This is a genomic window from Salmonella sp. JXY0409-18, from assembly GCF_020268625.1.
In the GTDB taxonomy this organism is placed as follows: domain Bacteria; phylum Pseudomonadota; class Gammaproteobacteria; order Enterobacterales; family Enterobacteriaceae; genus Salmonella; species Salmonella enterica.
This window is the reverse complement of record NZ_CP084216.1, coordinates 1,538,382-1,553,169: the sequence shown is the minus strand read 5'-3', so window position 1 is coordinate 1,553,169 and position 14,788 is coordinate 1,538,382. Positions and strand designations below refer to the sequence as shown.

Genomic DNA, 14,788 nt, shown 5'->3' with positions numbered 1-14,788 from the left:
TATGCCTTTATTGCTTTTTTATGCCACTGCTTACTGGTTAACCCTCATTAACCAGTCGGCAAGTCCATTCTCCGCAAAAATACAGAATAATCCAACACGAATATGATACTAAAACTTTTAAGATGTTACAGTTATCTACATAGATGTTTCAAAATATGAATTTTACGGAACTTTTTTAAAGCAAAAATCAAGTAAAAATAAGCACAAATAGACAAAATATATTCACGAGACTTTTAAAATCAATGGGTTAAATTGATGAAATTCATAGCACTGAATGATAAAACAGAATCTTCATTCGCAACTAAAATAGTGACCGCTATCATCATTAACTTTATTTATTACCGTCATTCACTTCTGAATGTCTGTTTACCCCTATTTCAACCGGATGCTTCGCATTCGGTTTTTTTTACCCTTTTTCAGACACACCCGGCAGATTTATGCTACCTGCCTAAAACTATCACGGTTATTCACTACTCTCGCAGCTCTACCGTTCGTAAGACATTAGCAAATAATTTCTTGATATTTAGTGCTAAACATTTATAAGTAGTCTTTATATTTGTGCCGTTCTGCGAAGGTTGTACGCTTTTTCCGTCCCGCCGACGGAGCGCGTGTTAAGTTGCCCGGCATGACGTAAGAGTCTGGAAATTCATTCATTACCCTTTATACTGCCCTTCACCTTCAGCGTTGCTTTTACAGGTCGTAAACATAAATGAGTCAGTCTGACACAACGGTCTCTACCCGATTCTCCCTTCTACCGGGAAGCATTACCCGTTTCTTCTTATTGCTGATCATTGTGCTGCTGGTAACGATGGGCGTTATGGTACAGAGCGCCGTCAACGCCTGGTTGAAAGACAAAAGCTATCAAATTGTCGATATCACCCACGCTATTCATAAACGCGTGGATACCTGGCGGTATGTTACCTGGCAAATTTATGACAACATCGCCGCGACCACTACGCCATCGACAGGTGAAGGACTTCAGGAAACGCGTCTGAAGCAGGATGTGTATTATCTTGAAAAGCCGCGACGTAAAACTGAAGCGCTGATTTTCGGTTCCCATGACAGCGCCACGCTGGAAATGACGCAGCGTATGTCAACCTATCTGGATACGCTGTGGGGCGCGGAAAACGTGCCGTGGTCAATGTATTACCTCAACGGACAGGATAACAGCCTGATTCTTATCTCTACCCTACCGTTGAAAGATCTCTCTTCCGGCTTTAAAGAGTCCACTATTGGCAATATCGTCGATTCCCGCCGGGCAGAGATGTTGCAACAGGCAAATGCGCTGGATGAGCGCGAAAGTTTCTCCTCATTGCGAAAACTGGCCTGGCAAAACGGTCACTATTTTACGCTGCGCACGACCTTCAATCAGCCAGGACATCTGGCGACCGTGGTGGCGTTTGATCTGCCCATTAATGATTTAATCCCACCAGGAATGCCGCTGGACAGTTTTCGGATAGAGCCTGACGCAACCCAGGCGACGGGGCGAAGCAGTGAAAAGGAAGCGCCTGATAGCGTCACGATTAGCTTTAACGGTTCAAAAATTGAGATCTCCTCAGCGCTTAACTCTACCGGAATGCGCCTGATCTGGCAGGTACCGTTCGGTACGCTTTTGCTTGATACGTTGCAAAATATTCTGCTGCCTTTACTGCTGAACATCGGGCTGCTGGCGTTGGCGTTATTTGGCTACGCTACGTTCCGTCATCAGCCGGGACGGACGACGGAATCGACATCTGGCAACGCGGCGAATAACGAGCTTCGCGTCTTACGCGCCATTAATGAAGAGATCGTTTCTCTGCTGCCGCTGGGTCTGCTGGTCTACGATCAGGAAGGAAACCGCACCGTGATCAGCAATAAAATCGCCGATCATCTGTTGCCGCATCTTAACCTGCAAAATATTACCAGCATGGCGGAACAGCATCAGGGCGTGATTCAGGCGACAATTAATAACGAACTGTATGAGATCCGTCTGTTTCGCAGCCAGATCGCCCCCCGCACGCAGATCTTTATTATCCGCGATCAGGACCGGGAAGTGCTGGTGAATAAGAAGCTTAAACAGGCGCAGCGTTTGTATGAGAAGAATCAGCAGGGCCGTGCCGCCTTTATGCAAAATATCAGCAACACGCTTAAAGAGCCCGTACGCCAACTGGCGGTTAACGCCGCGGCAGTCACCACGCCGGAAAGCCTGAAACTGGCGGATCAGGCGGATGTATTGGTACGTATGATCGATGAAATCCAACTGGCGAATATGCTGGAAAATGACGCATGGAAGAGCGAAGCAACGCTGTTCTCCCTGCAGGATCTTATTGACGAAGTCGTGCCGGAAGTGCTGCCCGCCATTAAGCGTAAAGGGCTGCAACTGCTGATTAATAACCATCTTAGCGGCAACGATGAACGCTGGGGCGATCGCGACGCCCTGCGCCGGATTTTGCTGCTGTTGATTCAGTATGCCGTCACGACGACCGCTATGGGTAAAATTACGCTTGAAGTCGAGCAAGATGAATCTATCGCGGAGCGTCTGACTTTCCGTATTCTGGATACGGGCGAAGGCGTAACGTTAAACGAGATTGATAATCTGCATTTCCCGTATATGAATGAAACGCAGGGCGACCGTTACGGCAAAGCGAATCCGCTCACCTTCTGGCTGTGCAATCAACTGGCGCGCAAACTGGGCGGTCATCTCAACATTAAAGCGCGGGAAACGCTGGGCACGCGCTATACCGTTCATGTAAAAATGCTTCCTCACGATCAGCATACCCAGGTCGAAGAGCGCCTGCTGGACGACGTGAGCGTGATGGTCGATGTGACGTCCAACGAGGTTCGCGCGATTGTGCTGCGTCAGTTAGAAAACTGGGGCGCCACCTGCATCACGCCGGATGAAAGGCAGATAAGTCAAGAATATGATCTCTTTTTAACGGATAATCCGTCTAATCTTACTGCCTCGGGCTTGCTTTTAAGCGATGATGAGTCAGGCGTGCGGAAAATTGGCCCGGGTCAGTTGCGCGTCAACTTTAATATGAGCAATGCTATGCAGGAAGCTGTACTACAACTTATCGAAGAGCAGCTGGCGCAGGAAGAGATTCCCGCCTCCCCGCTCGGCGGAGATGAAAATGCCGAGCTTCATGCCAGCGGCTATTATGCGCTATTTGTAGACACAGTACCGGATGATGTTAAGAGGTTGTATACTGAGGCGGCAACCAGCGATTTCGCTGCGCTGGCCCAAACGGCCCACCGCCTGAAAGGGGTGTTTGCCATGCTTAATCTGGTACCCGGCAAGCAGTTATGTGAAACGCTGGAACATCTGATTCGTGAGAAAGATGCTCCAGGTATAGAAAAATATATCAGCGACATTGACGCCTACGTCAAAAGCTTGCTGTAGCAAGGTAGCCCAATACATGAACAATATGAACGTAATTATTGCCGATGACCACCCGATTGTACTGTTCGGTATTCGCAAATCACTTGAACAAATCGAGTGGGTGAATGTTGTCGGCGAATTTGAAGATTCCACAGCATTGATCAACAACCTGCCGAAATTAGATGCGCATGTGTTGATCACTGACCTCTCCATGCCGGGAGATAAATACGGCGACGGGATCACCTTGATCAAGTACATCAAGCGTCATTTTCCGAGCCTGTCTATTATCGTTCTGACCATGAACAACAATCCGGCGATCCTGAGCGCCGTGTTGGATCTTGATATTGAAGGGATCGTACTCAAGCAGGGTGCGCCAACCGATCTGCCTAAGGCGCTGGCCGCGCTGCAAAAAGGCAAAAAATTCACCCCAGAAAGCGTTTCTCGTCTGCTGGAGAAAATCAGCGCAGGCGGTTACGGCGACAAGCGCCTGTCGCCAAAAGAGAGCGAAGTATTACGCCTGTTCGCCGAGGGCTTCCTGGTCACCGAAATCGCCAAGAAGCTCAACCGCAGCATTAAGACCATCAGCAGCCAGAAGAAATCGGCGATGATGAAACTGGGCGTAGAGAATGATATCGCGCTGCTCAACTATCTCTCTTCCGTCACCCTGAGTCCGACAGACAAAGAATAAATCGCTTTTATGTTACCCAGCCTGATGGCGCTACGCTTATCAGGCCTACCAGTCGACTCATCTTTTGCAGGCCGGATCAGGCGATGCCGCCATCCGGCATTTTTTATGCCCGCGTTTTACGTACCCGCTCGGCATACACCGCCAGCGTCTGTTTCAACACGTCCAGCGTCACAGGCTTCGACAAACAGCTGTCCATACCGGACTCCAGGCAACGTTGTTTCTCTTCCGCCAGCGCGTTCGCCGTCACGCCGACGACCGGCAGCGTCAGCCCAAGCTGACGGATACGCTGCGTCAGGCGGTAGCCGTCCATGTTCGGCATGTTCACATCGCTCAGAACAATATCGATAGCATTTTTACTCAGCACATTCAGAGCGTCCACGCCATCATTGGCTGTCTTACATTGATACCCCAGCGATCCCAATTGATCGGCCAGCAAGCGGCGATTGATAGGATGATCGTCAACGACCAGAATCATCATATCGTCATTTGAATCTGCGGTTTTATCCGTCGTCGGCAATGCGCTGGAAAGCGCTTCACTATCCAGCTCAATACTATAGATACGCGCCAACAGCGCGGGCAACTCATGCACCGACGCCACACTATGCACCCACTCGCCCGGCGCTCTTTCCAACGGAATCCCGATATGACGGCGGCAAAAGACGACCGCCGCCCTCCCCTGCCAGGTATGCTCCAGCGCGTCATCGACAATCAAAATATCGTCAGCAGCGGGTTCTTGCCCTTCATAACGCTGCGTATGAACGCCGCTACGCGCCAGACTGGTCTCAATAAACTGGCACAAAGAAGTATTGCGCACCGCCAGCCAACAGCAGGTTCCGGCGAGTCCTTCCACGCTCTTTTTCACAGGGTATTGCGCGCCATAAAGCGGGATGCGCAGCGTAAACTGGCTTCCCATGCCAGGCTCCGAATCGACGGAAATATCGCCGTCCATCATGCTGATCAATTTTTCGCAAATCGCCAGCCCCAGACCGGTCCCCTGAAAGTTACGCTGTACGCCGGTTCCCACCTGGAAGAAGGGATCGAACAGGCGAACCACCTCTTTTGCCGGAATACCAACCCCGGTATCCCGCACGCGAATGCTGAGATAATCCCCATCACAGCGCACATGCAGCACGATGCAGCCAATATCGGTAAACTTAATGGCGTTGCTCAACAGGTTTGAAATGACCTGCTGTAAACGCATCGGGTCGCCGTTCAGCGATACCGGCACGTCAGGCTCAATAAAACAATACAGGCCGAGCTGCTTACGCACCACCAGCGGCAGATAATTGGCGGTGATATGGTTCATCACCTCTCGCGGTGAAAATTCGCGCGGCTCAATCTTTAGCTGTTCCGACTCAATTTTCGAGAAGTCGAGAATGTCGCTGATAATTTTCAGCAACAGACTGGAGGAGTTATTCATCGCCGTGACCAGACGATCCACGCCTTTTGGCAACTCTTTGGTTTGCAGCAGATCGAGATTGCCGATGATACCGTACAGCGGTGTGCGCAACTCATGGCTGACCGTTGCAAGGAACATGGATTTAGACTGGCTTGCCTGTTCCGCCGCCTGCGCCATCTCCTGCAGCGACTCTTCCATTTTGACGCGCGTACTCACATCTACCAACACGCAAATCGCGACGTTTTCATTACGATAGCGGGAATGGACGAAGCTAATTTGCAAATTGGTATTATTGCTGGTCAATACATCAACAAAGTTGACCTGCTGGCCGCAAATGATTTGCGTCAGGCGCTGTCTGTCTTCATGCGTGAGCATGTTCAGGTAGGTGTGCGCCAGTTCGTTACTCAGAATATTGACGCCATCAATAGTGCGCAGAATACAGATCCCCACCGGCGCGGAGGCGACGATTTTACGGTTGAACTGTTCATGCTCTTCCAGACGCTGGGCATCGCTCTCCGCCGGAATAAAAATTCGCCGCTCATACATCCGCGCAAGCGTAAACAGCCCTGCGCCCACCAGCACGTTCAGCAGGATAGCGTTCAGGATAAGAATACGAATACGCTCCAGGACTAAATCTACAGGCACAGAATAGACAATACTGAGCGAGGATGGCGGCAGGCTTTTTTTGAGTACCAGTTCGCGAAAACCTGGCGTATAACCAAACCAGGAGCGCTCCTGCATCCAGCGCGGCTCCGCTTTAATAATGCCGTCAGGACCGGCCAACGAAATCAGCGAATGGCCGTTCTCATCAATAATGGTGACGCCCATCGGCAAACTGCCCGGCGTGAAAAAATTTTCCATACGGATGGACTGCTCGACGCCCAGCAGCGCCTGCAGACGGTTGGCCAGATACACCGGCGTCAGCGCATAAAAGTAGCCCACGCCCTGACGCGCGCCCTGGCTTATCCAGAAAAGGTTATTCCCACTTTCTTCTTGCGGCGCGTTGCGGTATTTCATAATCCGCTCATGTAACGCTTTTAACGCATCATCGCGCTCCACGGGCATTTCACGCAGGCCGAAATTCGCCATACAGAGGTTATCGCTGCCAATCAGGAAAACGCGGTTAAGATCATACGCTGCTGAAAAGTTGTCGCGCCAGTAACGCATAAACCAGGCCAGCGACTCCAGCGATCCGCGCCAGGCGGAGCCCATCGCCGCACAGTCTGAGTCGGCGAATAGCGGTTCAAAGTCCGGCACCACCATTTTGTCATCACGCGCACGCGACGACATAACGCCGTTTTCCGCCGTTAAACGGTTCTCGGCAATATATTTGAGCTCTTTCATCACATCCGATGTGCGCTGGATAAAACGCTGCGCCTGATCGGAGCTAAGGTTGAACTCCTGACGAATTTCAGATTCCCGCTGGTGCAGGGCATTGACGATGTAAAACACCGAAACAAAGGCGATTAAGAGCCAAATGAGTAACGCTAACGCTCTGAATAAGTAGCGCGAGACTTTCAGCGTAGTTCGAAAGGAAGCAAGGTATTTCAAAGGGGCGAAGCTCCGCCTCAGGATGTAAATAGAGTGTGACTAAGGTAGCGGTAAATGACGTAGCCCGCAACGGCAAAGAAAAAGGGCCGGATATCCGGCCCTCGCACAGCAATAACATTACTCGTCAGCGTCATCCGCAACGTCGTCATCGCTTTCCGCTTCCGGGGCGATATCCTCATCCCCTTCCGCCACGCTGCCGTCGATAGCGTCGAGTTCTTCGTCATCTACCGGTTCAGCAACGCGTTGCAGACCCACCACGTTTTCATCTTCCGCCGTGCGGATAAGGATAACGCCCTGGGTATTACGTCCCACTACGCTGATCTCGGACACACGGGTACGCACCAGAGTACCGGCATCCGTGATCATCATGATCTGGTCGCAATCGTCCACCTGTACCGCGCCAACAACGGAACCGTTGCGCTCGGTCACTTTGATAGAGATAACGCCCTGCGTCGCGCGAGACTTGGTCGGGTACTCGTCCGCTGCGGTACGCTTCCCGTAGCCGTTTTGCGTTACGGTCAGAATAGCGCCTTCGCCGCGTGGGATGATCAGAGAGACGACTTTATCGTCTCCCGCCAGCTTAATACCGCGCACACCGGTCGCGGTACGCCCCATCGCACGGACGGCGTCTTCTTTGAAGCGCACCACTTTACCCGCGGCCGAGAACAGCATGACTTCGTCAGAACCAGAAGTCAGGTCAACGCCAATCAGCTCGTCGCCGTCGTTGAGGTTCACCGCGATAATACCGGCGGAACGCGGACGGCTGAATTCGGTCAGCGCCGTTTTCTTCACGGTACCGCTGGCGGTCGCCATAAAGACGTTGACGCCCTCTTCGTACTCACGAACCGGCAGAATCGCGGTGATACGTTCGTTCGCTTCCAGCGGCAGCAGGTTGACGATCGGACGACCGCGCGCGCCACGGCTGGCTTCCGGCAACTGATAGACCTTCATCCAGTACAGACGGCCCCGGCTGGAGAAGCAGAGGATGGTGTCATGGGTGTTGGCCACCAGCAGGCGGTCGATAAAGTCTTCTTCTTTAATACGCGCGGCAGATTTACCTTTCCCACCACGACGTTGCGCTTCGTAATCCGTCAGCGGTTGATACTTGACGTAACCCTGGTGAGACAGCGTCACGACAACATCTTCCTGGCTAATCAGATCTTCGATATTAATATCGGCGCTGTTGGCGGTGATTTCGGTACGACGCTCATCGCCGAACTGATCGCGAATTAACTCCATCTCTTCGCGAATCACTTCCATCAGGCGATCGGCGCTGCCCAGAATGTGCAGCAGTTCAGCAATCTGCTCCAGCAACTCTTTGTATTCGTCGAGCAGTTTTTCATGCTCCAGGCCGGTCAGTTTCTGCAAACGCAGATCCAGAATCGCCTGCGCCTGCTGTTCAGTCAGGTAGTACTGACCGTCACGCACGCCAAATTCTGGCTCCAGCCATTCCGGACGCGCGGCGTCATCACCGGCGCGCTCCAGCATCGCAGCAACGTTACCCAGATCCCACGGACGCGAAATCAGCGCCGCTTTCGCTTCTGCCGGCGTTGGCGCGCGGCGAATCAGTTCGATAATCGGGTCGATGTTAGCTAGCGCAATCGCCAGAGCTTCAAGGATATGCGCGCGGTCACGGGCTTTACGCAGTTCAAAAATAGTCCGACGCGTCACCACTTCACGGCGGTGGCGCACGAACGCTGAAATGATGTCTTTCAGGTTCATGATCTTCGGCTGGCCGTGATGCAGCGCCACCATGTTAATACCGAAGGAAACCTGTAGCTGGGTCTGGGAGTAGAGATTATTAAGCACCACCTCGCCCACCGCATCGCGTTTTACTTCAATCACGATGCGCATACCGTCTTTGTCGGATTCGTCACGCAGCGCGCTGATGCCTTCCACGCGTTTATCTTTCACCAGCTCGGCGATTTTCTCGATCAGGCGCGCTTTGTTCACCTGATAGGGAATTTCATGGACGATGATGGTTTCACGGCCCGTTTTGGCGTCAGCTTCAACTTCCGCGCGGGCGCGGATGTACACTTTGCCACGACCGGTACGGTAGGCTTCTTCGATACCACGACGACCGTTGATGATCGCGGCGGTCGGGAAGTCCGGACCCGGAATATGTTCCATCAGCCCTTCAATGCTGATGTCTTCGTTGTCGATATACGCCAGGCAGCCGTTAATCACTTCCGTCAGGTTGTGCGGCGGGATATTCGTCGCCATACCTACTGCGATACCGGAAGAACCGTTCACCAGCAGATTCGGAATTTTGGTCGGCATGACGTCCGGAATTTTTTCCGTACCGTCATAGTTATCCACGAAATCCACCGTCTCTTTTTCGAGATCGGCCATCAGTTCGTGGGCGATTTTCGCCAGACGGATCTCCGTATAACGCATTGCCGCCGCGGAGTCGCCGTCAATAGAACCGAAGTTACCCTGACCATCCACCAGCATGTAACGCAGCGAGAATGGCTGCGCCATACGAACGATGGTGTCATACACTGCGGAATCGCCGTGGGGATGGTATTTACCGATTACGTCACCAACGACACGGGCAGATTTTTTATAGGCTTTGTTCCAGTCATTGCCCAATACGTTCATGGCGTAAAGTACGCGACGGTGTACCGGCTTCAGGCCATCTCGGACATCCGGCAGCGCACGGCCAACAATGACCGACATCGCATAATCCAGATAGGAGCTCTTCAGCTCTTCCTCAATGTTGACCGGTGTAATTTCTCTCGCAAGGTCGCTCATCTAACCGCTATCCCTCTACTGTATCCCGGATTCAAAGGTCGCAAATTATAACACATTCGCCCACGTACTGGTAAACGGAATGCAGCCAGACAATGCTTTATTCGGGTGCCGCATGCTCTCTTCATTTATAAGCGTGGTCTCGGCGTTTATTGGCGATCGGCTTCAGAGGCGACACAGGGGAGATCGGGGCCTGGCCAGGAAGAGGTTAGAAAATCAATACCTCCCGTGTATACCCGTCATACTTCAAGTTTCATGTGCGTTGGCAGCGAGTTACTCGGCCCATCCCTGGGCCTCGCCCCGTCGGGGTTAGCGCAAGCGCTGTTCAAGACGGTTAACCATTTTATCCTGCAACTCGAATTATTTAGGGAATATGCCGGGAGGCATAAACAATAATCAGTATCACCAGATGCTATTTAATCACATAGGCCAGATATTCTTTCACTACCTCATCGTTTAATTCCTGACCCAATCCGGGCTGTTCCGGCGCGACATAATAGCCATTTTCCGGCTGATAATCGTGGGTACAAAGTTCCCGAATAGATGCTTTCATCGCATTGGTATGATGCTCATGAATAATAAAGTTGGGAATTGCTGTTTCCATATGCAGCGCGGCTACCGTGGAAACAGGACCGCCGCAAACATGCACCTGTACAGTGGTGTCATAAATATTAGCATAGTCACAGATTTTCTTTCCTTCGGTAATTCCGCCGCAGAGACACAAATCAGGTTGAGCTACGGCAATAGACTGCTTCTCCAGTAATTCCCTGTATCCCCATCTTGTGTAGGAACGCTCACCAGTGGCGATTGGAATCGTTGTTGAACGGGAAACTTTCTGCATATTATCAGAATTTAATGGATGAATCGGTTCTTCATAAAGAAAGATACGATACTTTTCTATCGCCTTCGCAAATTGAATAGCTGAGTTTGTACCGAGAAGAGAATGGATTTCCACGATAATATCAGCATCATCCCCCATTGCTTCACGCATAGCGGCAATTCGCGCTTCCCCCATTTTTAATTGATCGGCCAGTAACAATCCTGAATAGTTACGATTTTTATTCTGAAAAACACAGTCATCGCCATTACGATCGATTTCGAGTGGATCCACTTTAATCGCATCATATCCATCGTCAAGAGCCGCACGCGCCGCTTCAGCATATTCATCAGGTGTCACTAATATCTGGCGTTTATCCCCCCAACCAAATTGTAACTGACTAGCATAGGTTCTTAACTTTTCATTAGTTTTCCCGCCAAGGAGCTGATAAACAGGTACACCTAAATATTTACCTTTGATATCCCAAAGAGCAATATCAATAGCGCTCATTCCGGCATAAAAAACGTTCCCGCCTCCCATCCCCCAAAAAGTCTTTCTGAAAAAGAACTCCCAAATTTTTTCGATATTTAATGGATCTTCACCCACAATCAATGGCGCCAGATCTCTGATGATCCCTACGCCAGCTTTAGCGCCTGCGCCATAGGCCAGCCCTACTTCGCCAATACCACTTAATCCTGAGTCGGTATTCACCCGAATAAGTACTGGATTATAGGAGGACATCGTTTGATCTCTTTTTTTTAATTCACAGTCAAAAACTTCAATAGACGTAATTTTCATAATTTCTCCATTTATCAGGTTCGTGATACAACATTTGTTTGTTGGCTTTTTTCTTTTTTCACATCAATTTTCATTAACGCCAGAACGGCTACCGCAGCGAAGCAAAGTATTGCCTCTACAATAAATATTCCTGTCGCACCATAATGAGTAGAAACGAATCCCAGTGATTTATTAATCAGGAATCCGCCAAGACTTGAACATGAGTTAATAAACGCAATGCTGACAGCCAACCCTGACGGCGACAATAATGCAGAAGGCAGCGCCCAGTAAGGTCCGTAATAGCTGAGGATCCCAACACCATAGAACGTTAGCCCCAGCATTCTCAGCGACATTGAGGGGACAAGAGCAATCATCAGAAAACCACAGCCTGCCAGAAACATGGGTAATGCAGCATGCCATTTTCGTTCATTCTTTTTATCGGAATGCCAGCCCCACCAGGGCATGCTGAACATAGCGAAAATAAACGGAATACTCATGATTAAACCAACGTCAGTATCCGTAAAATCAGCTGAAAATCCCTTCACCAACCCCGGCAACCAATAGTTTGCCGCCAGAGCAGCCGCCTGAATCAACATGTAGGCGAAAGAAAGCTGAAGCAAAACTGGATTTTTGATTACGGAAAGAAAGGATGAGTTGGTATTTTTATTTAATGCAGCTGCGGTTTCATTGTCAGTGCGTAATTTATTAACTAAGGCCGATATCTGCTGTGGCGTAAGCCATTTAGCCTTTTCTGGACTGTCAGGCAGTAAATAAAATGTCAGGATGCCAAGGAATACGGTAGGGATACCTTCAATAGCAAAAAGCCAGCGCCAGCCTTCATAATCCGGGGTATTCAAATGCTCGATGATCCAACCAGACATCGGCGCAGCCAATACCGATGCAACAGCAATAGATAACATGAAGAAACTATTGACTTTTCCGCGTTCACGAGCCGGGAACCAGCATGCAAGATAATAAACCATGCCCGGGAAAAAGCCAGCTTCAAATACCCCCAAAAAAATGCGAGCCAGCAAAATATGTTGAGTATCTTTAGCAAAAAAAATCAGCCCAGTTACCGCTCCCCAGCCGATAATAATGGAACTAATCCATTTTCTTGCACCAAGCTTTTGCAAGCCAATGCTACTCGGAATTTGAAAGATTAAATATGATATGAAGAATATAGAAGAAATATTAGCGAAATCCTCAGGCGTAATACCGAGAGATTCATTCATGCGTAATGCAGCAAACCCAATATTGACACGATCCATATAGTTAAAAAAGTAAAGAATAAAGGCCAAAGGAATGATTTTCCTTTTTACAATACGAATTGCATCGTATAAATTTTCTTGTGGACTACTCATTTTGCATCACCTTTTATGATTCAATGAATAAGGGTATTGACCGGAATCGATGTTACGTAAAAAACAATACAATTCAAAAGCTAATGTGTCATATCTGATATATCAGCAAGCAAACTTAATGAAATATACAATAACAACAATAAAGTATGTAAATTTTCTTATATCTGATATATTAGATCCGTTAATTTTGAATAAATTAATTACAATGGAGCCGGGTTTAACCATGGAGGAGAAGAAAATGAAAAATAGATTAAAGCGTGACTTTAGTCACATATCAATTGAAATACCCAAATCCATCACCCAGGTGATTAAAGAGAAAATAAGGGAGATGATTATCCATGGCGATTTCGATCTTGGGCAAGCGATCAGTGAAAATGAACTATCAAATATTCTGATGGTAAGTAAAACACCAATTCGTGAAGCTTTTATTTGGCTGAGCTATAATGAAAACCTGGTCAACATCATTCCCCGCAGTGGGACATTTGTTTTTTCTGTCACCGACGAGGATATCAATGATCTCATCAAAATGAGGGTTATCCTTGAACAGGGCGCAATTCGTGAAGCGATGGAGAAAAATGCTAACAATGTCATAGTCGAATTAAGCAATATTTTATCGAAGTCAGCAAAAATTAATGCAGAGCGAGATACGCAAGCTTACCTCAAACTGGATCATGATTTTCATTATGTTTTTGTGAAATATGCCGATAATAAATACATTTCGCAAGCACACCTGTTGATCTCAGCACGTTTATTGGCAATTCGCTACAGACTGGATTTTACCGCTGAATATATCACCAGCTCTAACCGGGGACATGCCACTATTTTGGATATGTTAAAAAACAACAACGTCGAGGGCGTCTGTAATTTTATCACGCACCACATCGGTAGCGGTTTTACAGAACGCGCAAGAAAACTTCTTGCGCTGAAAGCGTAATAAAGACGGCAGTAGATATAACGCAGCGACTTTGCACCTGCTATACTGCCCCGATAGATCAATAGCGGAATCTCATGTACTCATGAACACTGAAAAACCGTCGGTAGCTCACAACGTTGACCATAATGAAATCGCCAAATTCGAAGCCGTCGCGTCGCGCTGGTGGGATCTGGAGGGCGAATTCAAGCCATTGCATCGCATCAACCCCCTACGCCTTGGCTACATTACTGAGCGCTCAGGCGGCCTGTTTGGCAAAAAGGTACTCGACGTCGGCTGTGGCGGCGGCATTCTGGCGGAAAGTATGGCACGCGAAGGCGCAACCGTCACCGGGCTGGATATGGGCTTTGAGCCTTTGCAGGTCGCCAAACTGCATGCGCTGGAAAGCGGCATCGAGGTAGAGTACGTGCAGGAGACGGTTGAGGAACATGCGGCAAAACACGCCCAGCAATACGACGTCGTCACCTGTATGGAAATGCTGGAGCACGTTCCCGATCCGCAATCGGTCGTCCACGCCTGCGCCCAACTGGTTAAACCCGGCGGTGAGGTGTTCTTCTCAACGTTGAACCGCAATGGGAAATCCTGGCTGATGGCGGTCGTCGGCGCTGAGTATATTCTGCGCATGGTGCCAAAAGGCACGCACGACGTGAAGAAATTCATTAAGCCTGCTGAACTGTTAAGCTGGGTAGATGAAACCGTCCTGAAAGAGCAACATATCACCGGGCTGCACTACAACCCGATAACCAATACTTTCAAACTCGGTCCCGGAGTAGACGTTAACTACATGTTGCATACCCGCGCTAAAAAAGCCTGACATCAAAGAATTTTCCTATAAGGGTTGCGTTAGATCATCGGGCGCAACCTTTCTCTTCGATGAAGAAATCAGCATTCGATCAAATTTTGATTTTTTTTTATGAATTGTTGACATCCTCTCCAGGCCTTATCAGACGCGCATTTAGCGATTCTTACGCTTTTACAACCGCAATTTAACGCCAAAATCAACTCTTGTACTCAAAAGAATCCCTACTAGAATACTCACCATATAGCGTTTCACTTATCGATCACCCCCTATATATAGTATTTATCCACAGAGTTAGTCACAACGTGACGTTGTGGATAAGCGGGGGGATATTTTTCTTTCACGGACAGGTAAAC

The 14,788-nt window shown here is 49.2% G+C and carries 8 protein-coding genes; 4 read left to right on the top strand and 4 right to left on the bottom strand.

Going from position 1 to position 14,788, the window contains the following annotated elements:
* Positions 1 to 709 precede the first annotated feature (709 nt).
* Both rcsD and rcsB read left to right on the top strand, forming a co-directional pair.
* Positions 710 to 3,379 (top strand): phosphotransferase RcsD, encoded by a 2,670-nt coding sequence (gene rcsD / locus LDB27_RS07270; protein ID WP_000083205.1) that lies wholly within the window; start codon positions 710 to 712, stop codon positions 3,377 to 3,379.
* A gap of 16 nt (positions 3,380 to 3,395) precedes the next feature.
* A complete protein-coding gene (gene rcsB / locus LDB27_RS07265; protein WP_001061919.1) occupies positions 3,396 to 4,046 on the top strand; it encodes a response regulator transcription factor RcsB in 651 nt (216 codons plus the stop codon).
* A 103-nt stretch (positions 4,047 to 4,149) separates the two neighbouring features.
* Here the strand turns inward: rcsB and rcsC are convergent, their stop codons facing one another.
* From rcsC to LDB27_RS07245, 4 genes are all read right to left on the bottom strand, one after another.
* Positions 4,150 to 6,996, bottom strand: a complete 2,847-nt coding sequence (gene rcsC / locus LDB27_RS07260; protein ID WP_000876070.1) for a two-component system sensor histidine kinase RcsC — start codon at positions 6,994 to 6,996, stop codon at positions 4,150 to 4,152.
* A 117-nt stretch (positions 6,997 to 7,113) separates the two neighbouring features.
* Positions 7,114 to 9,750 carry a DNA topoisomerase (ATP-hydrolyzing) subunit A gene (gyrA, locus tag LDB27_RS07255; protein ID WP_001281271.1) on the bottom strand — a complete coding sequence of 879 codons (2,637 nt, stop codon included), beginning with the start codon at positions 9,748 to 9,750 and terminating at the stop codon, positions 7,114 to 7,116.
* A gap of 409 nt (positions 9,751 to 10,159) precedes the next feature.
* On the bottom strand, positions 10,160 to 11,362 hold the full coding sequence (locus LDB27_RS07250; protein ID WP_000705581.1) for a mandelate racemase/muconate lactonizing enzyme family protein: 1,203 nt from the start codon (positions 11,360 to 11,362) through the stop codon (positions 10,160 to 10,162).
* A gap of 14 nt (positions 11,363 to 11,376) precedes the next feature.
* Positions 11,377 to 12,702: an MFS transporter gene (locus LDB27_RS07245; protein WP_000098081.1), complete on the bottom strand. Its 1,326-nt coding sequence runs from the start codon at positions 12,700 to 12,702 to the stop codon at positions 11,377 to 11,379.
* A 49-nt stretch (positions 12,703 to 12,751) separates the two neighbouring features.
* On the opposite strand from LDB27_RS07245, the gene LDB27_RS07240 reads away from it, so the two are divergent.
* Positions 12,752 to 13,636 carry a GntR family transcriptional regulator gene (locus tag LDB27_RS07240; protein ID WP_000944714.1) on the top strand — a complete coding sequence of 295 codons (885 nt, stop codon included), beginning with the start codon at positions 12,752 to 12,754 and terminating at the stop codon, positions 13,634 to 13,636.
* A gap of 82 nt (positions 13,637 to 13,718) precedes the next feature.
* Positions 13,719 to 14,447: a bifunctional 2-polyprenyl-6-hydroxyphenol methylase/3-demethylubiquinol 3-O-methyltransferase UbiG gene (ubiG, locus tag LDB27_RS07235; protein ID WP_001091009.1), complete on the top strand. Its 729-nt coding sequence runs from the start codon at positions 13,719 to 13,721 to the stop codon at positions 14,445 to 14,447.
* Positions 14,448 to 14,788: the final 341 nt, after the last annotated feature.